This is a genomic window from Brenneria sp. L3-3C-1, from assembly GCF_016456245.1.
In the GTDB taxonomy this organism is placed as follows: Bacteria; Pseudomonadota; Gammaproteobacteria; order Enterobacterales; family Enterobacteriaceae; genus Brenneria.
On record NZ_JAEMHF010000001.1, the window covers coordinates 1,190,166 to 1,213,956 of the forward strand.

Genomic DNA, 23,791 nt, shown 5'->3' on the forward strand with positions numbered 1-23,791 from the left:
TCATGCAACGTATTCTTTCTTCATGGTTTATTCAGGGCATGGTGAAAGCCACCGGCGATATGTGGCTGAAAGGCTGGGACGAACGCAACGGCGGCAATATCAGTCTGCGTCTGGATGCCGCCGACGTGGAACCGTATCGCGACGAGTTTTACTCCTCGCCTCGCGGCGTGGAACTGAGTCAGCCCGCCGCCGCGCTGGCGGGTTGCTGGTTTCTGGTAACCGGCTCCGGCAAGTTTTTCCGCAACGTCCAGCTTGACCCGGCGGATAATCTGGTACTGCTGCGCGTCACCGATGACGGCATGGCCTACCACATTCACTGGGGGCTGACCCACGGCGGGCTGCCGACCTCCGAGCTGGCGGCGCACTTCCAGTCTCATGCGGTGCGCAAACAGGTTTCCGGGGATAAAGACCGCGTGATCATGCACTGTCACGCCACCAATCTGATCGCCCTGAGCTATGTGCTGGAACTTGATGCCGTCAGCTTTACGCGGAAATTATGGGAAGGCAGCACCGAATGTCTGGTGGTATTCCCGGATGGGATCGGCATTGTGCCGTGGATGGTGCCGGGCACCGACGGCATCGGCTCCGCCACCGCCGAACAGATGCGTTGCCACAGCCTGGTGCTGTGGCCGCACCACGGTATTTTTGGCAGCGGCCCGACGCTGGATGAAACATTTGGCCTGATCGACACCGCTGAAAAATCATCTGAAATTCTGGTGAAAGTGCTGTCGATGGGCGGCATGAAGCAGACCATCACCCGCGAACAACTGATTGCCCTCGGCGAACGTTTCGACGTGACGCCGATGGCGCAAGCGCTTAAGGATTAACACCATGATTGTTATGTTGCCGCAACCCAACGTTAGCCCGCGCCGTAGCGGTGTTGCGCGCGCGGGGGATATCGGGAGGCGTGATGATTCGTAAAGCCTTTGTGATGCAGGTCAATGCCGATGCCCATGAAGAGTATCAACGCCGTCATACGCCGATTTGGCCTGAGCTGGAAACCGTGCTTAAACAGCACGGCGCCCATCACTACGCCATTTATCTCGATGCCGGGCGTAATCTGCTTTTCGCCACGCTGGAGATTGAGTCCGAAGCGCGCTGGAATGCGGTCGCGCAGACCGATGTCTGCCAGCGTTGGTGGAAGCATATGCGCGACATTATGCCCAGCAATCCGGACAACAGCCCGGTCAGTCAGGAACTGAAAAACGTGTTTTATCTGGCGTAAACCCCTGTTTGCGGTGAAGGCCGCCGTCCCGTTGGCAGGGCGGCGGCGCTTGAACGTCGGGCGCGTGCTACGGCATGGCTGGCACGGCGCCGCCTACCCCCTCGCTAATCCGATCATAACCACAGCCTGATATGATGATCGCCCTCCACTAAGGCAATGCTTACCTTGCCTTCCTCGATAGAGATCGCCGCCTCATCCAGCACCGCCAGTGAAATACCCCGGCATCGGTGATGTTCATTCACCACGCTAATCTGATAATGACATTCCCCCAGCGTGATTTCCGCGGCGAAATCAGTCCAGTCATCCGGGATACACGGGTTGAGCAACAACCGATCGCCTTCCCGGCGAATCCCCAGAATACCCTCGACGCCCGATCGGTACATCCATCCTGCCGAGCCGGTATACCAGGTCCAGCCGCCGCGTCCGACATGCGGAGCCACCGAATAAACGTCCGCCGCGATAACGTAAGGTTCGACCCGGTAGCGGGCAACCTGCGCCGGCGTCGAGCCATGATTAATCGGGTTGAGCAGCGCAAACAGTTCCGCGGCCTTATTGCCCTCCCCCAACTGGGCAAACGCCAGCACCGACCACATGGCGGCATGCGTATATTGCCCGCCGTTTTCCCGTAGTCCGGGCGGATAGCCCTTGATATAACCGGGATCGTGCGCGGTGCGATCAAACGGCGGGGTAAACAGCAGGGCCAGAGCGTCCTGGCGGCGGATCAAATGCTCCTCCAGAGAAGCCATCGCCGTCGCCGCGCGTTGCGGATCGGCGACGCCGGACAACACCGCCCATGACTGGGCAATCGAATCGATGGCGCACTCATCGTTGTGGCGACTGCCAAGCCAACTGCCGTCATCAAAGGTCGCACGACGATACCAGGCGCCGTCCCATGCCGAATTTTCAATGGCCAGCCGCACCGACTCGGCGTGACGACGCCAGCGCAGGGCGCGTTCCGCATCGCGGGTATCGGCCAGCGGCGCGAAGATGGCGATAGTGCGAATAAGCAGCCAGCCAAGCCAGACGCTCTCCCCTTTTCCGCCTTCCCCGACGCGGTTCATGCCGTCGTTCCAGTCTCCCCCGCCGATAAGCGGCAGCCCGTTGGCGCCCGTCAGCAGCAGGCACTGATCCAGACCGCGGGCACAGTGTTCAAACAACGTCGCCGACTCGGCCGAAGGCATCGGCTGGAAGAAGGCATCGTGTTCACCCGGCGCCACCGGCGGCCCTTCCAGAAAACCGACCTGTTCGGCAAGCACGCCGTGATCCTGACTGACCTGAATATAGGTCGCCGTCGCAAAAGCCAGCCAGACACGATCGTCGGAGATATGCGTTCTCACCCCGGCGCCGGAATGGGGCAGCCACCAGTGCTGGACATCCCCCTCGGCAAACTGGCGGCCGGCGGCCCGCAGCAGGTGGCTGCGCGTATCCTGAGGGCGGGAAAAGGTTAATGCCATGCCATCCTGTAACTGATCGCGGAAGCCGTACGCTCCGCTGGCCTGATAAAAACCGCAGCGCGCCTGAATACGGCATGACAGGGTCTGATAGAGCAACCATCCATTGAGCATAATATCCATCGCGCGATCCGGCGTTTTCACCTGCACCGCGCCGGTTACCGCTTGCCAATGCGCTTCAACTTCGCTTAAAACCTGCTCCAGGTCGATCTCCCGATATTTCTCAATCAGGTTTCGGGCCGGTTCCACCGCCGCGCTCTGACCGAGAAGCCAGACGATCTCCACCTGCTCGCCGGGGGCGATGCTGATGTGCGTCTGCAAGGCGCTGCAAGGATCGTACCCCGCCGCCGTATTTCCCGACAGCTTGCTTCCGTCGATCAACGCGGCCGGCGCGCGCATGTGCCCGTTACGCCCCAGAAACTCCGTTCTGTCGGCGGTGAACGACGACTGCCAGCCGGATAAATCGGCAAACCCGACGCGCCCGGGGAAAGCGCCGGACCACGGGTTATTGACCAGCATCGCGCCGGTCTGCGGATCCACCTGACTTAACAGATAGGGGGCGCTGCCGCTGCGAGACGATCCCAAAACCCATTCGGCATAGCCGGTGACGGTCAGTTGGCGTGTTTGCATTGAGGTATTATGCAGGCTCAGCCGGGATATTTTTATCGGATCGGCCAGCGGGACGAACTGTAATAACGCCAGCTCGATGCCATTGGCGTGGTGAGTAAACCGGCTATAGCCAAAACCGTGTCGGGCAACGTAGCGCCCGCCGTCGTTGATCGGCCATGCCGTCGGCGTCCATAGCACGCCGCTGACATCATCATGCACATACAGCGCCTCGCCGCCGGGATCGATCACCGCATCATTTCCCCAGGGGGTCAGCTGATTTTCACGGCTGTTCTCCGCCCAGGTGTAACCGCTGCCCTGCGCCGACACCTGAAAGCCGAACGTCGGGTTGGCGATAACGTTAATCCACGGCGCCGGCGTGGCGTGTTCCGCGTCCAGCACCGTGACATACTCGCGTCCCTGACGGGCAAACCCGCCCAATCCGTTGAAGAACTCAAGCGCCTCAGGCTGCGGCGTCTTGTCCGGCACGCTGACTTTCGGCGTGTGCGGCGGACGCGGTCTGGGCGGCACATAAGGGATAAGCGCCAGTTGATGAGAGAGCGGTCCCCGACGGGCGATCAACGATACCCGGGCGACCGATAACAGCAGGGCGCGTGATTCCGTCGACATTAAATCGGCCCGTAGCGCAAACACCTCGCCGCGCGTTGACGCGACGCCCAGACGCGGCCCCGACTGGCTGCTGCGGATCGCCGTCTCGATGGCGATCTGCAAATCCTGAATATAGGAGGATGAGCGTTCGTTGACGATGACCAGATCCACATTCAGCAGTTTCAGGCGCCAGTATTCATGCGCCCTCAACAGTTGATGAACCTGCGCCATGTCGTCGATATCATCAATGCGCAGCAGCACGATCGGCAGATCGCCCGAAATGGACATCGACCACAGGCCGGATTGCTCGCCCGCGCCATTGACTATCGATTCGGACGGCGCCCGGAAACGCGGATCGGCATAGAGCACCGGCGCCGCCAGCCGCTGGAAATCCGCGGCCTCTTCGGCTTTGACGCCAAGATGGCGCAACTGCACCTGAGCCTGAGTCCAGGCAAAGGTTTTATCGCGTTCAAAGGCGCTGCGATCGTGATGTTTATCAATCACATCAATCAGTTCATCCCGGGAAGCGGCGACCACGGTCCAAAACGCCAGACGAATGGTTTTCCCCGCCGGGATACGCACCCGCTGTCGCAGTGAAAAGATCGGGTCAAGCACCGTGCCGGTGGTATTGGACAACGCCTGATGACCCAAAATCGCGTCCGCCGTCATCACCGACTTGCCATGACCGATAAAACGGGCCCGATCCGACTCATACTGCATTTTGCTGCCGATAGCCCCTTCCAGCACCACAAAATGCGCCGCCCACACCGGCGGTTCATCCGGCGTGCGCGGTCGGCGGGTGGCGATCAATGCGGAAAATTCGTCCAGATATTCCGTCTGCACAAACATACGGGAAAACGCGGTATGCGCGCTATCGGCGGCCGGCGGCGCCAGCACGATTTCCGCGTAGGAGGTCAGTTCAATATCCCGCCGCCGCCGCCCGCTGTTGGTCAGGGTGATCCGCCGCACTTCGCCATCGCTTTCTCCCGACACCAGGACATCCAGCGTGGTCGTCAGCGTGCGTTCATGGCGGATAAACGAGGCGTGATCTTCTCCGAAAATCACATCGTAGCGATGCGCCGGCGCGCCGATAGCGCTGCTGATGATACCGGACGGCACGGGGAGATTTCCCACCGATTCGCTTAACTGACGTTGCTCGCCGGCCGACCAGATCCGGCCGCTGCGCATATCGCGCAGCAGAACAAAACTGCCCCAGCTATCCCGGGTGGTGTCTTCCTGCCAGCGCGTCACCGCCAGCTCGCGCCAGCGGCTATAGCCCGATCCGCTGGTCGTCAGCATCACCGCATAGCGGCCGTTGGAGAGTAAATGGGTGATCGGCGCCCCTGTCGGCATGGCGGAAAAGCGCCGCAAGGTGGCGGTTTCATTGCGGCTTTCGCCTCCGCTGACCTTGACATCGTCAGGCTGCGGTTCAGCGATAGCCACATGCGCCGGCAGGCTTTCCTGCAACAGTAATTCACATGACTGAATCACCGGCTCGCGGTGGAACCGGCTGCGCATATTGCCGTCATGCAGGGTGTTGGCGATGGCAACCAGCGTCATGCCCTGATGGTGCGCCATAAAGCTGTAAACAATGGCGACCTTTTTATTATCCGGCAGACGCGAAGGGGTAAAATCGAGCGCTTCATAAAACCCATAACGGCCCGACGCCCCCATTTCGGCTAAACGCGCGTAGTTTTGGCAGGCGGCCAGCGGATCGACCATCGTCGCCAATCCGGTTGCATAAGGCGCCACCACCAGATTGTCCGCCAGCCCGCGCTTCAATCCCAAGCCTGGCACGCCAAAATTGGAATACTGATAGGTAAAATCTATATCACGAGCATTATAGGCCGACTCGGAAATGCCCCAGGGAACCGATAAGGCGCGCCCGTAGGCCTGTTGATGGGCAACGATCAGACGCGTCGTCTGCTCCAGTAAACTCCCCATCGGCGCACGCATCACCAACGACGGCATCAGGTATTCAAACATCGAACCAGACCACGACATCAGCGCCGCCCCCCGACCGGTAAGCACCGCCGCGCGTCCCAGACGGAACCAGTGGCGGGTGCCGACGTCGCCTTTGGCGATGGCGAACAGGCTCGCCAGCCGGGCTTCGGAGGCCAGCAGGTCATAGCAGCTGACATCAAGCTGATTTTCCGTCATTAAATAGCCGATCGACAACAGCTTGCGTTCCGGATCGATAAGAAACGCAAAATCCATCTCCATCGCCATCCGGCGCGAGCGAACGGCCAGATCCTGCAAGCGCGCGGTCAGCGCTTCGCGCTCGACGACGGAACAGCGATGTTCCATTTCATGCGCCGCCAACATCGACCGGGCGGCGTTTATCCAAAAAAGCGGCTCGGCGATAGGCTCATCAGCCTCTTCATCATCGCCGCGCGGCAACAACGTGTCGGCCCGCTGTAACAGCTGATCCAGTTGCAGAATCGCTTCCGATAACAGACGTTCAGGCGGCAACGAACTGTTCAGCAGCGCGTCAATTTTCCCCAACCGCTGGAGTAACGAGAGTTCCCCCTGCGTTTCCCGGTGCAGAAACAGCGAGTCCCGAATCAACTGGAGGTGGTCGGCTAAGGGCTGACGACAATCCTGCGCCCAATGCGCTTCCTGCCATAACTCGCAGGTATTCGCCAGTACGATCAGGTTGCCCGCCAGATTGCCGCTATCGACGGAAGAGACATAAGCCGGAAGCAGCGTTTGCAAATCCCGGGTGTCGTACCAGTTAAGAAAATGGCCTTTAAAGCGCTGTAAACGATCCAGTGTCGTGAATGTCGCTTCCAGGCGTTCGATCGCCTGGGCAATGCCGATCCAGCCGAAATCTCGCGCCGCCACCGTGGAGAGTAAATACAGGCCGATATTGGTCGGCGACGTTCGGTGAGCGATCACCGGTTTAGGCTGTTCCTGGAAATTATCCGGCGGCAGATGGTGCTCCCGCGCGGTGACAAAGGTTTCAAAAAAACGCCAGGTTCGGCGCGCGATTAAGCGCAGCGATCGCTTGTCGGACTCGCCGATATTTTCCTGCCGCGTAATGGAACGCTCCCGGCTGACCCACAATGCCAATGCCGGCGCCGCGAACCACAACAACGCCAGCGGCAGCCACAGCGGCCAATTCCACGGCGCGACCGCCAGCGATCCCCCGACCACCGCTATGCTCAGCAGCAGGCCGCCGACCATCTGATAATAAAAACCCGCCAGCGTCAGCCGCGGGCGACGCCCCGACTGCGCGGCGGTCGTCCACTCCAGCAGATGCCGTCGGGTGATGGTCAGTCGGATCAGGGTGCGAAACAAGGCATCCAGCGCCCGCCAGCTATGATCGGCAAGAAACGCCAGCGAGAGCAAGACCTGCATAGCCGCCAGTTTCAGATCGCTGAACAGATGCCGAAAAGGATGGCTTTGAGTAAACGACTGCCGTCCGGTCAGCCCCCGCCAGCAGCGGGAAACCACATCCCATATCGCCGGCAGGCAGGCTGGAAACGCCAGCACCAGCAGCACCATGACAAAACCCTTCCATGCCAGCGACAGCGGCAGAACGCCGCAGAAAAACAGCATCAACAACAGGCTGGGCGCCAACAGCGAGCGGCGCAAATTGTCGACCATTTTCCAGCGCCCCAGCGTGGATAACCGCTCCGCCCTGCCGGCGTTCGTCCGCGCCTGTCCCAGGATCCACGGCAGCAGTTGCCAGTCGCCGCGCGTCCAGCGATGTTGCCGTTTCACGATCACGTCGTAACGGGTGGGAAACGCCTCCACCAGTTCGACGTCCGACGCCAGTCCCGAGCGGGCGTAAACGCCTTCAAACAGGTCATGGCTCAGCAGGCTGTTTTCAGGAATGCGATCCTGCAATGCCCGTTCAAAGGCATCGACATCGTAGATCCCTTTTCCGGTGTAGGAACCTTCGCCGAACAGATCCTGATAAACATCCGACACCGACGCCTCATAAGGGTTGATGCCGCCCGGGGCGGAGAAAATACGCTGATACAGCGATCCCTCATGTCCGGCAGGCAGAGAGGGCGTAATGCGAGGTTGCAGAATGGCATAGCCGGCGACGATACGTCGCCCGCCGGCATCCCAGCGCGGCTGGTTAAGCGGATGCGCCATTTTGCCAATCAGTTTTAAGGCCGCGTCTCTGGGTAAACGGGTATCCGCGTCCAGCGTAATGACATAGCGGACATCGGCCGGCACGTTAATGGGGAGCGAGTCAACCGGGATAAAACTGGTATCGGCGGCGCCGCGTAACAGGCGGTTAAGCTCATGCAGTTTTCCCCGTTTGCGCTCCCAGCCCATCCAGATCTTTTCACTGGTATTGAACAATCTTCGGCGATGCAGCAATAAAAAGCGATCGCCGGCCGGCCCGGGGCCATAATGGCGATTCAGTCGCTGTATCGCCTGAGAGGCCTGCGTCAACAGATGCCGATCGCCCGCCACGCGTTCGGTTTCGGCATCCACGCCATCCGTCAGCAAGGCGAAAGTAATATCCCCCAGGCCGCCGGACAAATAGTGGACTTCCAACTGTTCGACCTGTTGCAGAATATCCTGCTCGCTGGTGAGCAAGGTGGGTATCACCACCATCGTCCGGCAGTGCGTCGGCACGCCTTTCAGCAGTTCCAGCCCGGCCAGCGGCGCGGCGCCGAACAGACAGGCCACCAGCCGGTTAACCCAGGCCGTCGCCACTTCGGAAAACGGGATCAGGCAGATCAAGCCGATAAATATCAGCCAGGCGCTCGCCACGGCAGGCGATGACAGCACGAATAACGCCGCGGCGAGCAATAGCGCGGTGAAAAATCCGATGGCCCCGGCGTAGCCCGCCATGCCGACGCGCAGCGTAAAGCGGTTGAAACGCAGTAACAGTTCCGGTCGAAATCCGATGACCGCTTCAAGCTGCGGGCGTCCTTCCGCAATCAGGTAATACCCGGGTTCGCGCTTGCGGTCGTCAAGATCGCCGGCGGACGACGCATCAGGCCCCTGCTGCGCCAGCAACAGCGCTTTTTCGGCGATATCCAGTTCCGTGCACGGGGCTTGCCGCGCCAGTTGTTCGATGGCGCTGCGGTACAGGTTCCGGGTGGTAAAATCCATCTCCGCAAACGCGCTGCCGGCCCGCAAACGCGCATCCACCAGACTGACGCTTTCAAAAAACGTCGCCCAGTCGATATCGGAAATCAATCGCATGCTGGTAATGATGTTGCGCACGGTGACGTTAGACACGCCCAGACGCTGCTGCGCGTTTTGCACTACATCATCCATCGAGCGCCCCTGCTGCCGCAGACGATGTTCCAGCCACCCCAGCGCCGGGGTGGTGCGCGGATCCTGATCGCGTAACCGCTTCACCAGTTGAGCCGCGAACGTCTCGGATAGCGGCTCATCGTTATGACGGGCAATCTCCTTCGCCAGCGCGGCTTGTCCATCCTCGGCGCTCAAAAGATTATTCGCGGCCTGCTCGGCCTCGGCGCGCGCCAGACGCCCTGCCGTCATCTGGTCGGCCAGACGGCGCAGATTTTCTATCAACACGATGCGCAGGGTAATGGCGACAGCCCACAACTCGCCGATCGTCAGCGGCTGCACGCCTTGATAAGCGGTGATGAAACGGCGTAACGCCTCCGGATCGACATGACTGTCGGTATGGGCGATAAACGCCCATACCAGACCAAAGACTCGGGGATATCCCGCAAACGGCCCCTGCGATAATTTAGGCAACTGTTGGTAATAGCGCGGCGGAAGATCCTCGCGGATTTCACGGATCTGCGCGGCCACCAGATGGTAATTATCCAACAGCCACTCCGCCGCCGGCACTACGCTGCCGCCTTTTTCCAGTTCGGCGGCGCTGGCGCGGTAGGCGGCCAATAACACGTTGGCATTGTCATTCAGGCGATGATGTAAAGATAAAACGGCGGGCGGCGAAGAGGTTACCGGTTGAGCGGCGGCAAGCGTGCGTCCGTGCTGTTCCAGACGCTCCATGCCAAACAGCTCGCCTCTCACCGGCCGGATATCATGCCAGGGCGGCGAGGGTTTATGCAGAAAAATAAGCGCTCGGGTGAATATGTTCATAATCGCCTTTTAGCCTGAACGCAAAATCCGCGCAGGCGGTATTGAAGGTAACGTCCAGAAAGCTGGCAGACCGTATTGGCGCAGGAATGTCGGCACTTATATATGTATATGCAATGTGACCCGCTCATGTCAGTCGCGGGCCATAAGAAAGGCAAAGAGAATTAAGTGTAGTCGATAAATGCCATACCGCTGAACATTTATGCCGCGGCAGGATCACTTTCAGATCAGGATTGGCCCGCGCACTGCATCTTTACGCATCGATTAAAGCGGAAAAACCACTGGCTAGAACGGTAAAGATTAAATATATTGCATGACATTCGAATTAATATTTCTATGATAAGGCTGGATTAGAGTATGGGGAAAATATGGTCTGTGTTCACCCTGTTTTTACTCTTCACCACGCTCGTTTCAGCCAAGGCGGATCCATCCAAACTAAGAGATGAAATGTCGCGGGTATCAGCCGATCAACTCTATCAGACAGTGGCGGGTATTATTAGTTATTCACACTGGCCGACGCAGAATAAGCTTCCTACTCTGTGCATATTTTCTTCCGCCTATTTCCTGTCCACGCTGACAGCACCGCCACTCTCGCAAAAGAAGCCGACCTTTCATTCCGTCATATTGAATAAAATTCATGATTTCTCTCCATCACGCTGTGATGCTGTCTACTTCGGACAGGAATCCGTTTCAGAACAGATAAAAATAATCAATACAGCTCCGGCGCATCCGTTATTGACGATTACTGAACAGAATCAGGAATGTATTTATGGTAGTGCATTTTGCCTGATATTCTTCAATAAAAAAGTGAGTTTTTCCGTCAATTTAGACTCTCTATCCAGAACCGGCATCAGGGTTAACCCTGAGGTTTTAATCCTCGCACGTCCACAGAATGGATATCATGAATAAACAAGGGATTTTTTCTTCTGATTTAGCAAAAAAAATAACTTTCAGGTCGGCGTTGACCCGTATCAGCACAATAAGTCTAATTATTACGATGACCGCTTCATGGATGTTGATCACTACCGCTTCGCTGATTGCCTTTAAGCAATATTCTGGAAAAAACCTGCAATTGATGGCCTATACGCTCAGTCAAAGCGTCGAAGCCGCGGTGGTATTTCAGGATGGAGTAGCAGCTAAAGAAATATTGACCAGCCTGGGTAAAAAGGAGCAATTTACTACTGCCATCGTAACGGATAAGCAAGGAAAAATATTAACCGAATGGCGGGCCAATGACAGCATTTCAATGGATCATGTCGATAAAATGATTATTCATTGGTTATTTCCGAATTCGGTAATCCAACCCATTTATCACCGGGGCGAATTCGTCGGGAAAATCGAGATTTCAGGCGCGGACGCCACAATTAAACAGTTTGTTTACTTCTCATTAACCGCGCTCACGCTGTGCGTTATATTAGCTTCTATTCTGTCTATTTTTATATCCCGACGTTTGCACCGCGGGCTGATTTTCGCCCTGCACAATATTGCCGACGTGGTGCATGACATCAGGAAAAATCGTAATTTTTCTCGCCGCATACCGGCGGGTAAAATCGTGGAAATCGATCTGTTAAGTAAAGATATTAATAGCTTGCTTAGTGAAATCGAACATTGGCAACACAAACTATTGAAAGAAAACGACTCTTTGCTGAAGCGTTCGCTGAGCGATCCCCTGACGGGATTAGCCAACCGCGCGGCCTTTTGCAGCGCGCTGGAAGGATTGCTCAGTGATAAAGAAAGAAAATCACAACTCGCATTACTGTTTATCGATGGCAATCGATTCAAAGATATTAACGATACCTATGGACATGCCGTCGGGGATGAAGTTTTAATCACCCTGGCCAATCGCCTGTTGTCTTGCGTCGGTAAAGAATCGCTGCCCGCGCGACTGGGCGGCGACGAATTCGCGCTGATCCTGCTTTCTGAATCACAAAACAGGGACAATATTGATCGCGTCATACGGAATATATATAAAAAAACCAGTGAACCAATCTGTTTACCCGGCGGAATTAATATTACAATGACGCTAAGCATCGGTGTGGCAATTGCAGACAATGACTCAACGCTGAAATCAGTGATGGAGCAAGCAGATAAAAACATGTATCTGGAAAAACAAAAGCATCATAATGCTCTAATTACATAGAACATAAAAACAGGAGGTTTTATGAAAACAGGTTTTATATCAACCCTGGCGATAATAACGGCTTTTGGAATAACAGGATGTCAATCACCACCGAATAAAAAATTTACCCCAGAGCAAATTTCCGCACTACAATCCCAGGGCTTCAAAAATACCGCAACCGGCTGGACATTAGGCTTCCCCGAAGCAATATTATTTGCCAATAATAAGTCAACGCTAACGGCGAAAAGTAAAGCGTCCATTCATCATATCGCCGCGGCTTTATGTTCGGTGGGGTTACTGCATGCCAGGATGGATGGTCATGCGGACAGCACCGGCGAGAGCAGTTATAACCTGGCATTGTCGCTGAGACGGGCAAATACCGTTGCGGATGCCTATGCCAAAAGCGGCAATATACCGCGCAGTCATTTAACCACCCGGGGATTTGGCGATAAATATCCTGTCGCCAGCAATAATCATGCTAAAGGACGTGCGGAGAACCGGCGGGTAGCGATTATTATCACCGCACCTCGATGATTTCAATTATTGACGCCGCCGGAAAAAACTATCGCTAATATTAAACAGCTGTTGAGCTGCCTCCTAATATTAACCTCTGTTTATTATTAGCAATAGCTGATATAAATAACCGCCGAAATAACCCGTGCGGTTATTTTACCCTGAATAAAGTCATTGCATCATATATAGGACTATGACTCATGATTTACACTCATCGACTCAATACGGACAACGCTCCCCCATTCATCATGCCAGACGCGCTGTATATGGTTACGGTTAAGCGTATGAATATGATTAGTCTGGATAGCAAAACTCTGGGCGACTTCTTCAGAGTTTAACCCGTCGTCTCGGGTACGGCGTTCAATCCGAAATCGGTACTGATTGTATTTTGCCCAGCCAATCAGCAGCAGCGCATTGAAAATACCAATGGCAAAATACAGGGAAAATGTATTCAGCTCGATCGGCATAACGCGTGACTCCACCCACGGGGAGCGCTGTACTATTTCCAGCACGCCCTCCGTCATTAACCCAATAAATCCGCACCAGCCGCATAACGACATCAAGAAATCGATCAACCTCGGAAACAGACGTTGCTCGGTAAAAATCAACGAAGAATTCATCAATTATCCCTCCTTTTCAATACCGCGATCGGGGCTTTCCCAGCGAGCACGCTGGCGTCGCGCTTTCAACATCACTTTCGGGAAACTCACCAGGCTGGTAAATAAACTCAGCATCCAATAAACCATCGGATACCAGATTATCCAAAAAAGCGAGCGTCCCATGTTTTTCTCGTAACGCCTCTCAATCAGCAGGCTAACCGTAAATTGCAATAAACAGGCGGCGGCAAGCACCATGCCGGTAAAGGCCGGCGGAAACAGATTCTGCACCTGAATTCTGCCCGGCAGGTCAATCATCAGCCCGAGTAAAAACAGCACGATGCTGATTGCATAGGTGAAAGCCCAAATCGTCGAAATGCTGTATTCAAAAAACAGCGGCCAGATGCGGCGATAACGCCAGGACCATAAATTACGCAGGTTCTTCAAAAACACTTCCGCCCCGCCCTGCGCCCAGCGTAAGCGCTGTTTCCACAGCCCCTCCAGCGTTTCCGGCATCAGGATCCAGCACAGCGCCCTCGGCTCAAAAAATATCGACCAGTGACGTAACTGCAATTTCCAACTGATGTCGATATCTTCGGTGATCATATCCGGACTCCAGTAGCCGACGTCAGCCAAAGCCCGGCGACGGAATGCCGCCACCACCCCCGAAACGGTGAAAATCATGCCGTAAATGCGCTGCGTGCGCTTGATCAGGCCGATAATCGATGAAAACTCACCGACCTGAACACGCCCGATCAGCGTCGATCGGGTACGAACGCGCGGGTTGCCGGTCACGGCGCCCACCCGCGGATTATCAATCAACGGCGCGACCAGATAAGCCACCGCATCGCGATCCAGAAGCGCATCGCCGTCAATGCACACCAGCAAATCGCTTCTGGCCGCGGCGGCCCCCGTCTGCAAAGCCACCGCTTTACCCTGATTATTCGCCAGATGTATGACGCGCAATTTGTCATACTCATTCGCGAGTTGATTCAACACCTCCGCCGTATCGTCTTTCGAACCGTCGTTGATGGCGATCACTTCAATATTCCGATAGCGCTGAAACAACGCCGCCTCAAGGGTTTCTCGTGCATTAGGCCCCTCGTTGTAGCAAGGGATCAAAATAGACACCAGCGGTTCGCCTTTAAGCTCCGGCGGAGCGACATCCTTGCCCCACCGCCAGTGGCGCTCGTAGTGAAACCAGAAATACAGGCCGCCGGACATCCACAGCCCCGACATAAACAGCGGCCAGAGGAAAATGAAGTACAGCAAGACTTCGCCGGTGAAAGTGAAGGTGATCCCCAGCGGGATGCTCAGCACCAGGCATAAGATAAAGAAAGCGACAATACGGTCTATCATGGCTGCGGATACCATCCTGCTGAAAATACCGGGCGAATCATCTTCAGCTCCGGCTTATTGTTTAAGAAATCATCGGGGTAATAGCCATAACTCTGCGCGCCGTTAAGCTGTAGGCACTTCATCCACTGGGCCACCAGCGCGCCGTTTAACCAGTGTTCTTTCCGGGTACGCCAATCTTTGGCCTGAAGCTCGAATACCGTTTTATTCAACGCGCCCGGTCGCTGGGCGACGGCATGCACCAGTTTTTCCAGCCAGGCGTTACTGTTTTTTAACGACACGTTCTCCATCAGCGGCATGGCCATGGGCGCCGTCCAGTCATAAGCCGCCAGAAAATCATCCAGATTTTGCGCAAACCACTCTTCGCTTTCAGGCTCCAGGATCGGCATCGCATAGATATTGCGGGCCGTTTTAATCTGCGGTCCACGGACGGCGCGCACATGCGCCGCCAGCGTCTGGGTGAATTCAATCAATGCGGTACTTTTAAAGCGCGTCCACCGGGATAAAAGCTGCGGATCGTGTTGAATGGCGGCGATGGAATCTGGAAATCCCGCGGCCTGATAGGCTTTTAGCGCATCGGCGCTGGCATCTTCATCTTCGGCGAGTACCGCATCATCGTGGAAAAGAATGCCGTTAAACGACGCGTGCGACGCCAGATCTTCATAGATATCAATGATTCGCTGTTTATTCTCGCTGTTCCAGGGCGACAGGCGTTTATACTGCTGCGCGTCTATACTGCGTTCGCCGCTCTTGAGATCGATTTTTTCAACCCGCGGCATCGTCTTATCGTTAAAGTCAAACGCCAGCACCGGCATCCAGGCATAGACAGAAACATTGGCGCGCGTGGAGAGTTGCCAGGCGACATGATTAAACAAGTCGGCTCTGACCGGCAACCAACGATTGGGAAAATAGAGCTCCTGCACATTCCCATCGCCGTTGGGATCGGCAAATGCCTGCAAGAAAACCGTATTGATGCCGAGATCGGCGACGCGTTGCACCAATTCGTCCAGATTTTGCGTTTGCTGTGCCGGGTCGGGATCGTAAACATAGTCCAGATCGATATGCGCCACCCGCATAATCTCCTGCGCCCGTTCATCAACCACCATCTGCGCAAACTGTTTGATATCCGGGTTATTGGCGACAAGCAGACGCGGCACATTATCCGTCGCCTGTACTGACGACATCCCTTGCTCAAGCGTCAAAGCCATCTGATAGCCGCGCTGCTTGACAATCTTCAGCGCCTCGCCCCCTGCGGCGCCATAAGGCCAGACCCAAACCCGGGGCGCTTTACCGGTTGCCTCGGTAATTCGCCGGGTGATCAGATCGATATCATCGCCGATGCGCCGACGATATTCCGCCAGCGTTTCATACCGATTTTGATGCGGGTAATAGAGGCGGTTAACCGCATGCGGCTCCAGATTGCCCTGCGGATTCGCCACATCCCCCTTATGTTGCGCATAGGTGTGCGCACCGACTTCCACCAGGCCGGATTGCGACATTTCACGCACCTGCCGCCAGAAGAGGAAACGCTCGCGCGGCACCTTTTGTCCGCCGAAATCCACCGGTTGATCCGCCGGGGTATCCAGCCAGTCCCCCACCGGGGCCAGCACCGCCGGCCAGCGATACGCCTGCAACAAGGGATACACGCGGTGATAAAAACTGCTGTAGCCGTCATCAAAGGTAAGCAACACCGCTTTCTCGGGCAGCGGCCGGCCGCCGGCCTGCGCGCGGAGAATATCGTCAACCGATATCGGCTGATAGCCATTTTCCCGCAGCCAGACAAACTGTTCATTCAGCGCGCTGGTTCGCACCGACATAAAGCGCTGATCCGCGGCATCGTCCTCAACATCATGGTAAGCCAGCACAATGTAATGATTGGCGGGCCATACCTGCTCTTTATCCGAAAGGGGGCGCTCAGACGGCGCGACAAATGCCGGACGGTCGGCCTGCGAGCAGGCGGCGATCATCAGCATACCAAGAGTAATCAATAAATAACGTAAACGTATCAAAAGCATCATCAGCCCTTCAAAACCGGTAATTAACATCGAAAGACACCGATAAATTCTTTTCCCGTACACCGTCGTAGGGACGTTTGTCCCAATTCACCATGATGCCGGCATCAAGAACATCGTTCCAAAGCACGCGTTGACCGTATCCCAGCGCGGTAATGGCGCCGCGAGGTTCACTCCGCTGCCAATACCCCCCCGCTCCGGCGACCGCTTCCTGATGCCATTCCGTCTGATAATGACGATAAATCATATGATCGAGCGTCACGGCGGGCAGCACCGCCACGTCGCTGCGCGGACTGTAGTAAGCGACCTCGGATTTGCTGTTATGGCTGCCGCTTATCGACGGAGTGAAATCCACCGTCAGAAAAGGCGCGCTGTAGAGCCGCTCTTTAACATCAAGGGTATATTCAACGTGCCGGTTACCGTCGGAAAACCGCGCCGGCGAGACACTCAGTTGCCATTCCCGCCTCTCGCTCTTCCTCCAGCGAACATAGGCATCCGCGCCATTGGCCGTCACGCGGTTGGTCAGCGCCCGTAACGGCGTGCGGCGCATCAGTCGCTCTGCGCCGGCGCCGATGCGCCAGCTATCGTCAACATCATGCCAGCCGGAAAGACGGGCGCCTATTTTTTGTCCGTGACCGTAGTTCTGCCCCGAGATTTCCGCTTCCAGCCAGTTATCCCGGTTAGTGAACTCCGCGCCGCCGCGAACATTGCGGTTAATCCCCCGCCCTTCCTCAAAGTTTCCCTCGTCGAACGCAAACCCGGAGAACAATCGCCAGTTGTCGGCGATCGGCGAGCCGTAGAGCGCGGCATCGACGCCGGTATCATGCGAGCCGGCGACAGGACTGTCGGATTTTATGCCCTGGGAACCGCTGATACGCAGCTCAGACAGGTGATGAACCCGCCGCAGGCGATCGAGCCGCTGCGCACCGCTATTTTCCGGATAACGGGAGATCACATCGTCGGCGAGTTGATCGGCCTGACGCCAGGCTTGCAGATCCAATGCGGTCAACCCTTGTTGCGTCTCCAGTTCTATGTTGCGAGGATCCAATCCTTCGGTTCGCTTCAACTCCGTTTCCGCCCGTCGCGGCCAGCCCCGTACCAGATAAACGTCGGCGAGACCGATGCGCAGCCCCTGGTTTCCCGGCGCGGTATCAGCCAGATGCTCCGCTTTCTGCTGCGCCTGCGGCAGTTCGCCGCGAAACAACATTGACTGAACAAGCAGTTGCTGAACCTCCAACCAATCATCATTCGGCACCGGCAGAGATAATCCATAGCTATGAAGAAAATAGGGGGTACGGCTACTGAGTTGACTGACCTGCTGATGCGCCTGGGTTATGTGTTCATTTTCCGCCAGGCTATAAAAAAGAGAGCTTTGTTCCTCAGGCTCGCGCATTTCCTGTGGCGCGTCGCACGCCGCCGAAAGATAGAGCTGTTCCGCTTTATCCGGCTGCTGCAAATAAAGATAGGCGGAAGCCGCCCAGAGCCGGGCATAAGTGGGAATATCATCGTTTTCGCGGCGTAAGTCCTCGTATTCCGACGTTACTTCGACCATGCGGGAGCGCGCCAATAACGCCCCCAACCGATCGATGCGGGCGCGGCGGTAGTCCGCCTGCGCATCGGGATCGGCATGCCAGCGGGTCAGCAATGTCTCATAATTCGCCAGCGCGCGATCCGCCACGACAAAACGCTCGCGCTCGGTAGCGCTGGGGAGGAAGGCCATACGCACCAACTCAGCGGCAGCCCCGGACTCACGCTGACGCAATTCGGCGGGCGGCAACGTTCCCGGCTTCCCAACCGTTAAGGCCGGTACGCTGATGCGGTTGCTCGCCAGAATGGCGCTATAGTCACGCAACAGATGATTATCCTGCGGCGAGCGCCGCACCGCCTGAGAGATGGACGCCAGCGCCGCCCAATTGAGTCCCGCCGCGCGCTGCACCCATGCCAGCGCCTGCCAGTGCGCCGCCGTAGGCTCACGCTGTACGCGCTGCGTCGCCAGCAGCAATGCCTCTTTCACCTGTCCGGCATCCGTGAGCGTCATAATCAGCCCGCTTAGCGCATCGCTGTTGTTCGGCGAACGCGCCGCAACCGTACGCCACAATTCAAGCGACTGCGGCCATTGATGCAAATTGCGGTAGGCTCTGGCCGCCGCCGTCAGGGCGCGATCGGGTAATAACGTCACATGGCGATAACGCTGCCAGATTTTAATGACCTCATTGTCATTACCTGCCCAACTGGTAATTTGCAGCCAGTCCGCCACTTCATTCGCCGTTAATAGACGTTGGGATGATTGTCGGGAAAGCCATGTCGCCGCCCCGGCGGTATTTCCCTGCCGGGCTTGAATAATCAATGCATCATAATCCGATACCGCTGCCTGCACATATCCGACGCATCCCAGCGAAGCAAAAGTTATTAACCATTTCTTCCACTGAAGATAAAAATGATGCGGCCATGCACTAAAAATGGGCGTCACAATAGCTCCCGATATTTATAGGATGAATAAAATTTCCAAACCAATGGCTCAGCGAATCACTGAACTCAACGAAAATAGCGTCGCGTTAACCGCGAAAGATGATGATCTTTATGGCGTACAGCGGCCTCTCGTAGACGAAAAAGGGGTTTTAGCGTATAATTATGATACGACTACTTTTTATATCCGTCTAGTATTTATACGCATATGCCTGAACATTCTACCGCAAATTCAGAGCGCCCTCCCAAAGGGCGAAGCTGGGGACTGGAGCGCCGCCTCCAGTTCATCGACTTTCGTCTTCGTTGGGAAGGAAATATCAACCGCACGGATCTGACGACTTTTTTTGGGCTGTCGATTCCACAGGCGTCGCTCGACATTTCCAAATACATGGAAATCGCGCCCGATAATCTGATCTACGACCGCAGCGCCAAAACATACACCGCAACCCCTAATTTCGCGCCGATCTATCCGCAAAGTTCCGCGCAGCGTTATCTGGAAGAATTATTGGCGACGGAGACCGGCATACTGGAGCCGGACGCCAGCTTTATCGGCTCGGCGCCCGAGGTTGACTGGGCGCACTATCCCACGCGCGCGGTCGATGAGCAGACGGTGGAAACCGTGGTCAAGGCCATTCGGAAAAAGATGGCGATTTGGGTCAGCTATCAGTCAACGTCATCGCTGGATGAATCGTTAAGGCTACTGTCTCCCCACGCCCTGGGACATAATGGGTTTCGCTGGCATGTCCGCGCTTTCTGCAACACAAAGCAGCAATTCTGCGACTTTGTTCTGACGCGGATTTTACGTATCGACGGCGTTCAACCGTCAACGATCGATCCTGCTTCCGATAAGCCGTGGCATACCATTCTGACGCTGGTGTTGGCGCCGCATCAGGATCTCCCCCCCACGCACAAGCGCATTCTGGAGCTGGACTACGGAATGAAAGACGGGGAAGTTTCGCTATGCTGTCGGCAGGCGTTACTGTGCCACACGTTAAGGCGCCTCGGCCTGCCGACCAGCGCGACGGATCGGCCGGTCAATCAGCAGATTATTTTGAAAAACAGAGAGGAAATTCAGCCCTATATCGACGCGCTGCCCAAGTGTGTCTGATGGTCTTAGGCGCGGCGCGGCACATCCAATCCCTGCCTGATAAGCGGGTCTAAGCGCATCGGCGCGATGCGCATTCTTCAAAAGCGATTATTGATCCACCACGGAGCCATCAATATGCAGCCGGGTTTTCAATCCCCGACGGCGATAGGGAAAGCGTTCCGCCACATTATCGGCAAGCTCAATGCCGATACCCGCCGCCGTCGGAATTTCCATAAATCCGTCGACGCATCGGAATGTGCTTTTCACCATATCTTTTTTCAGTACGCCATTCTCCACGCCGGTGGCGCCGAATTTTTCCGACAGCGCCGGCCGATCGTCACCCGGATATTCCAACAGGGCAAAGTTCGGAATACTCACGGCTATCTGCAAACAGGCCGCGGTGGAAACCGGGCTGAGCGGGTTATGAGGCACCACCATCAGATCGTGCGCTTCCGCCAGCGCCGCGATTTTTTTCGCGCCGGTAATGCCGCCGCACATGCAAACATCGGGACGCACATAGGACACCGCATTACGTTTAATCAGCATCGCGAATTCCTGCGGATTATTTAACCGCTCGCCGGTGGCAATGGGAATATTGATTTTATCCGCCACTTCGGCCATGGAATCAAAATTGTCGGCGCCAATCGGATCTTCAATGAAATAAGGATAAAAAGCCTCGATTCCTCTGGCTAATACCACCGCATCCGCAGGCTTCAAACGCCGGTGTATTTCAATGCATAAATCCACCGAATTTCCCACCGCCTCGCGATAGGCGCCGATCCGTTCAATCGCCTCCCCGATTTCCCTGGCGTGGGTGGTGAAGTAAGGGGTATCGCGCGATTCGTCAAGAAACGGCGACAGATGACCGATGGCGGTAAACCCTTCGGCTTTCGCCTGTTTGAGATTTTCAATCGTTTCTTCGGTGGTTCTGCCGCCGGCGTGGGCGTAAACGCGCGCCTTATCCCGACAGCGACCGCCCAGCAAATTATACACCGGCGCGCCATAGAACTTACCGGCGATATCCCACAGCGCAATATCAATCGCGCTGATTGCCCCCATGATCGCTGCTCCGCGAAAATGCCAGCAGCGATACATATATTGCCAATGGTGCTCTATACGCAACGGATCCTGACCGATAAGGTAAGTACGAAGCGCGTCAACCGCCCCCTTTGATGCGTCAAGAAATCCCCAGGCTCCGGATTCGCCGATGCCCTTAAGCCCTTCATCGGTGGTAATTTCGACAAACATATATCGATTGGCCAGAATGGTTCGTACATCAGTTATTTTCATTGGTAATTTCTTTCCTCACCGCTAAGCCGCTATTTCACATCAGATAGTGCGGTACATTATTAAGCGATGACGGATCGTTTCACAAGTTTGGCGGCATAATGTCCGTCCAGCCTAAAGGGAGATGAGCGTTACGCGTGTGAGGGAATTGAAGGAACCCGACTTTTCGCCGGCGGAAAAGTCCGAGCGGTCAGCCGTTCCCCATGGCGTACGCCTCATACAAGGTAATCCGGCGGCAGGCGGCCCGCAGAACGCCGCCTGCCGTATACAGCGTTAGTACCTTTCCAGCCAGTGGGCATAAGGCGCGGGCAGCGTCCATGACGCGCGATCGATACCCAGTTCGCGCGCGGCCTGATAACTCCAGTGCGGGTTAGCCAAATGAGCTTTACCCACCATGACCAGATCCAACTGACCCGATTTTACCGCCTGCTCCGCCAGTTCCGGCGTACCAAAGCCCCAGGCCGACGACACCGGAATATCCGCCTGCTGGCGAACCTGTTCGGCAATCGGCCCCATAAAGGCCGGCGCCCAGGGAATATCGGCGTCCGGGGTGGAAAAGCCGATGCTGACGCTGAGCATATCCAGCCCCTGCTGCTTGAAGCGCCGTGTCAGTTCGATCGATTCCTGTAGCGTTTCTTCATCCCGACCATCGAATTCAATCACGCCGAAACGCGCGGTCAGCGGTAAATGTTCCGGCCACACCTCACGTACCGCGGCCAGCGTTTCCAGCAGAAAACGGCTGCGATTATCGAAACTGCCGCCATATTGATCGCTGCGCTGATTGGAATGCGTGGAGAAGAAACTCTGCCCCAGATAGCCATGGGCAAAATGCAGTTCCAGCCATTCAAACCCCGCTTCTCTTGCCCGGCGGGCCGCCGCCACAAAATCATTACGCACTCTGGCGATATCATCCAGCGTCATTTCCCGCGGCTGTTTGGGCAGATTCGCGCCATACGCAATGGCGGACGGGGCGATAGTCTGCCAGCCGCGCGGATCGCCCTCGGCGATATGGTCGTCGCCTTCCCACGGAATATTGGCGCTGGCTTTACGCCCGGCGTGGCCGATCTGGATCCCCGGAACCGATCCGGCGGCTTTAATCGCCTTAACCACCGGCACGAACGCCTGCGCCAAACCATCGCTCCACAGACCGGCGCAGTGAGGCGTGATACGGCCTTCCGGCGCCACGGCGGTTGCCTCGACGATCACCAAGCCGGCTCCGCCGCGCGCCATCGAGGCGTAATTCACCTGGTGCCAATCGTTGATCAGGCCGTCATTGGCGGAATACATACACATGGGCGGCACCGCGATACGGTTGCGCAGCGTGATATCTTTCAGTTTAAACGGTTGAAATAGTGCTGACATGGACATTTCCTTTTTGTGGCTTAAGGGATAGTTCTATATTTCGATATTATTCGAATAATGGATTTTAAACAACCCTGCCGCTATAATTCCCTCATGAGAGCATTTAAACACCCCACACCCGATGAATTTATCCTTGAGCGCGTGCTTTACGCCTTAAGCGATCCGGTGCGCCTGGACATCGTCCGCCTGCTGGCGCGGTTAGGCGAAGCCAATTGCAGCGAGCTGGACGGCGGCCGCCCCAAGTCCAGCGTTTCTCACCATTTCCGGGTATTGCGCGATGCGGGTCTTATCCACACCACCAATATCGGCACCACCCATATGAACAGATTACGCCACGACGAACTGCAAACGCGTTTCCCGGGGCTGCTGGATGCGATTTTGTCGCAACAGATTTAACCCGTTGGCAGCGGCGTCTTTATCGTGCCGGATAACGATAGCGTTTTCCGGCACTCAAGTCGGGCGCTCTTCGCCCAAACATAAAAATTCATCGTCAAGGCTGAGATCCTTGCGGCAGATCGCTTTATACTACCCGGCCATAACGGTTATAAATGGCGGGAACAGTCCGTAATGATAAATAACGATGTATTACGTAGCGTGCGCTACACGCTGAATTTGAATAACGAGCAATTGATTGGGATCCTGGCGTTGATGGACGTCAGCATAACGCCCCAGCAAATCGCCGGTTTTGTTAAAAAAGAAGAGGAAGAAGGCTACCAGCCGTGCCCGGATATTCTGATGGGCGCCTTTCTTGATGGCCTGATTATCCACAAACGCGGAAAGGACGACAGCCGTCCGGCGCCTAAAGTGGAACGTAAAATCACCAACAATATTATCCTGAAAAAGCTGCGCGTCGCGTTTGCGCTGAAAACCACAGACATTCAGGAGATACTCCAGTCGCAGGATTTCCGCCTCTCGCAACCGGAACTGACCGCCATGCTGCGTGCGCCCGAACATAAAAACTACCGGCCGTGCGGCGATCAGGTGCTGCGCTATTTCCTCAAGGGATTGGCCGTTCGTCTGCGCCAAAGCTGAAATTGCCCCGCCGCCGGTTGCC

The 23,791-nt window shown here is 56.1% G+C and carries 16 protein-coding genes and 1 pseudogene; 8 read left to right on the forward strand and 9 right to left on the reverse strand.

The features are described from left to right. The first annotated feature begins 2 nt into the window (after window positions 1-2). Both rhaD and rhaM read left to right on the forward strand, forming a co-directional pair. Window positions 3-827: a rhamnulose-1-phosphate aldolase gene (gene rhaD, locus JG725_RS05340; RefSeq protein ID WP_172289061.1), complete on the forward strand. Its 825-nt coding sequence runs from the start codon at window positions 3-5 to the stop codon at window positions 825-827. Between the two features lie 83 nt (window positions 828-910). After that, window positions 911-1,225 carry an L-rhamnose mutarotase gene (gene rhaM / locus JG725_RS05345; protein WP_199376967.1) on the forward strand — a complete coding sequence of 105 codons (315 nt, stop codon included), beginning with the start codon at window positions 911-913 and terminating at the stop codon, window positions 1,223-1,225. Between the two features lie 113 nt (window positions 1,226-1,338). Here rhaM and JG725_RS20845 read toward each other — a convergent pair whose 3' ends face one another. The 3 genes and pseudogenes from JG725_RS20845 to JG725_RS20855 all read right to left on the reverse strand — a co-directional run. After that, window positions 1,339-4,122 (reverse strand): GH36-type glycosyl hydrolase domain-containing protein, encoded by a 2,784-nt coding sequence (locus JG725_RS20845; protein ID WP_370541603.1) that lies wholly within the window; start codon window positions 4,120-4,122, stop codon window positions 1,339-1,341. Further along, entirely contained in the window at window positions 4,098-4,211 is a 114-nt protein-coding gene (locus JG725_RS20850; protein ID WP_370541604.1) for a hypothetical protein, read from the reverse strand. The genes JG725_RS20845 and JG725_RS20850 overlap by 25 nt, the downstream gene beginning before the upstream one ends. 229 nt (window positions 4,212-4,440) lie before the next feature. Beyond that, a pseudogene (locus tag JG725_RS20855) lies at window positions 4,441-9,942 on the reverse strand (glucoamylase family protein); the annotation flags it as partial. A 354-nt stretch (window positions 9,943-10,296) separates the two neighbouring features. On the opposite strand from JG725_RS20855, the gene JG725_RS05355 reads away from it, so the two are divergent. From JG725_RS05355 to JG725_RS05365, 3 genes are read left to right on the forward strand one after another with little or no spacing between them, the layout of a single operon-like run. Further along, the gene (locus JG725_RS05355) at window positions 10,297-10,848 is read left to right on the forward strand and encodes a YfiR family protein (RefSeq protein ID WP_172289059.1); all 552 of its coding nucleotides are present in this window, start codon (window positions 10,297-10,299) and stop codon (window positions 10,846-10,848) included. Next, a complete protein-coding gene (locus tag JG725_RS05360) occupies window positions 10,841-12,079 on the forward strand; it encodes a diguanylate cyclase domain-containing protein (protein WP_233356301.1) in 1,239 nt (412 codons plus the stop codon). Before JG725_RS05355 ends, JG725_RS05360 begins: the two co-directional genes overlap by 8 nt. Before the next feature lie 21 nt (window positions 12,080-12,100). Next, entirely contained in the window at window positions 12,101-12,592 is a 492-nt protein-coding gene (locus JG725_RS05365) for an OmpA family protein (protein ID WP_172289057.1), read from the forward strand. 170 nt (window positions 12,593-12,762) lie between these two features. On the opposite strand, the gene pgaD is transcribed toward JG725_RS05365, so the two are convergent. Genes pgaD through pgaA form a run of 4 tightly spaced genes read right to left on the reverse strand, consistent with a single transcriptional unit; the run spans window position 12,763 to window position 19,005 of the window. Next, window positions 12,763-13,191 (reverse strand): poly-beta-1,6-N-acetyl-D-glucosamine biosynthesis protein PgaD, encoded by a 429-nt coding sequence (gene pgaD, locus JG725_RS05370; RefSeq protein WP_199376971.1) that lies wholly within the window; start codon window positions 13,189-13,191, stop codon window positions 12,763-12,765. A gap of 3 nt (window positions 13,192-13,194) precedes the next feature. Further along, entirely contained in the window at window positions 13,195-14,526 is a 1,332-nt protein-coding gene (gene pgaC / locus JG725_RS05375) for a poly-beta-1,6-N-acetyl-D-glucosamine synthase (protein WP_172289055.1), read from the reverse strand. Then, window positions 14,523-16,538 carry a poly-beta-1,6-N-acetyl-D-glucosamine N-deacetylase PgaB gene (gene pgaB, locus JG725_RS05380; RefSeq protein ID WP_172289450.1) on the reverse strand — a complete coding sequence of 672 codons (2,016 nt, stop codon included), beginning with the start codon at window positions 16,536-16,538 and terminating at the stop codon, window positions 14,523-14,525. Before pgaB ends, pgaC begins: the two co-directional genes overlap by 4 nt. Before the next feature lie 10 nt (window positions 16,539-16,548). Continuing rightward, entirely contained in the window at window positions 16,549-19,005 is a 2,457-nt protein-coding gene (gene pgaA / locus JG725_RS05385) for a poly-beta-1,6 N-acetyl-D-glucosamine export porin PgaA (RefSeq protein ID WP_330528750.1), read from the reverse strand. Window positions 19,006-19,209: 204 nt separating this feature from the next. On the opposite strand from pgaA, the gene JG725_RS05390 reads away from it, so the two are divergent. Continuing rightward, window positions 19,210-20,109 carry a WYL domain-containing protein gene (locus JG725_RS05390; protein WP_172289054.1) on the forward strand — a complete coding sequence of 300 codons (900 nt, stop codon included), beginning with the start codon at window positions 19,210-19,212 and terminating at the stop codon, window positions 20,107-20,109. 87 nt (window positions 20,110-20,196) lie between these two features. On the opposite strand, the gene dgoD is transcribed toward JG725_RS05390, so the two are convergent. Together dgoD and JG725_RS05400 are read right to left on the reverse strand one after the other, a co-directional pair. Further along, window positions 20,197-21,378 carry a galactonate dehydratase gene (gene dgoD, locus JG725_RS05395; RefSeq protein WP_199376973.1) on the reverse strand — a complete coding sequence of 394 codons (1,182 nt, stop codon included), beginning with the start codon at window positions 21,376-21,378 and terminating at the stop codon, window positions 20,197-20,199. Between the two features lie 270 nt (window positions 21,379-21,648). After that, the gene (locus JG725_RS05400; protein WP_199376975.1) at window positions 21,649-22,737 is read right to left on the reverse strand and encodes an NADH:flavin oxidoreductase/NADH oxidase; all 1,089 of its coding nucleotides are present in this window, start codon (window positions 22,735-22,737) and stop codon (window positions 21,649-21,651) included. Between the two features lie 93 nt (window positions 22,738-22,830). Between JG725_RS05400 and JG725_RS05405 the strand changes: the two genes are divergently transcribed. Together JG725_RS05405 and JG725_RS05410 are read left to right on the forward strand one after the other, a co-directional pair. Next, complete coding sequence (locus tag JG725_RS05405) at window positions 22,831-23,133, forward strand: helix-turn-helix transcriptional regulator (RefSeq protein WP_172289051.1); 303 nt, start codon at window positions 22,831-22,833, stop codon at window positions 23,131-23,133. 171 nt (window positions 23,134-23,304) lie between these two features. Continuing rightward, entirely contained in the window at window positions 23,305-23,769 is a 465-nt protein-coding gene (locus tag JG725_RS05410) for a DUF1456 family protein (protein ID WP_199376979.1), read from the forward strand. Window positions 23,770-23,791 lie beyond the last annotated feature (22 nt).

What these genes read in the sequence shown, in the direction of transcription:
- JG725_RS20845 (WP_370541603.1), bottom strand. Translation starts at nt 4,122, where the DNA reads ATGGCGCAGGTTCATCAACTGTTGAGGGCGCATGAATACTGGCGCCTG.
- pgaD (WP_199376971.1), bottom strand. Translation starts at nt 13,191, where the DNA reads ATGAATTCTTCGTTGATTTTTACCGAGCAACGTCTGTTTCCGAGGTTG.
- JG725_RS05390 (WP_172289054.1), top strand. Translation starts at nt 19,210, where the DNA reads ATGCCTGAACATTCTACCGCAAATTCAGAGCGCCCTCCCAAAGGGCGA.
- JG725_RS05365 (WP_172289057.1), top strand. Translation starts at nt 12,101, where the DNA reads ATGAAAACAGGTTTTATATCAACCCTGGCGATAATAACGGCTTTTGGA.
- JG725_RS05355 (WP_172289059.1), top strand. Translation starts at nt 10,297, where the DNA reads ATGGGGAAAATATGGTCTGTGTTCACCCTGTTTTTACTCTTCACCACG.
- rhaD (WP_172289061.1), top strand. Translation starts at nt 3, where the DNA reads ATGCAACGTATTCTTTCTTCATGGTTTATTCAGGGCATGGTGAAAGCC.
- JG725_RS05410 (WP_199376979.1), top strand. Translation starts at nt 23,305, where the DNA reads ATGATAAATAACGATGTATTACGTAGCGTGCGCTACACGCTGAATTTG.
- rhaM (WP_199376967.1), top strand. Translation starts at nt 911, where the DNA reads ATGATTCGTAAAGCCTTTGTGATGCAGGTCAATGCCGATGCCCATGAA.
- pgaC (WP_172289055.1), bottom strand. Translation starts at nt 14,526, where the DNA reads ATGATAGACCGTATTGTCGCTTTCTTTATCTTATGCCTGGTGCTGAGC.
- JG725_RS05400 (WP_199376975.1), bottom strand. Translation starts at nt 22,737, where the DNA reads ATGTCAGCACTATTTCAACCGTTTAAACTGAAAGATATCACGCTGCGC.
- dgoD (WP_199376973.1), bottom strand. Translation starts at nt 21,378, where the DNA reads ATGAAAATAACTGATGTACGAACCATTCTGGCCAATCGATATATGTTT.
- pgaB (WP_172289450.1), bottom strand. Translation starts at nt 16,538, where the DNA reads ATGCTTTTGATACGTTTACGTTATTTATTGATTACTCTTGGTATGCTG.
- JG725_RS20850 (WP_370541604.1), bottom strand. Translation starts at nt 4,211, where the DNA reads ATGGCGCGGGCGAGCAATCCGGCCTGTGGTCGATGTCCATTTCGGGCG.
- JG725_RS05405 (WP_172289051.1), top strand. Translation starts at nt 22,831, where the DNA reads ATGAGAGCATTTAAACACCCCACACCCGATGAATTTATCCTTGAGCGC.
- JG725_RS05360 (WP_233356301.1), top strand. Translation starts at nt 10,841, where the DNA reads ATGAATAAACAAGGGATTTTTTCTTCTGATTTAGCAAAAAAAATAACT.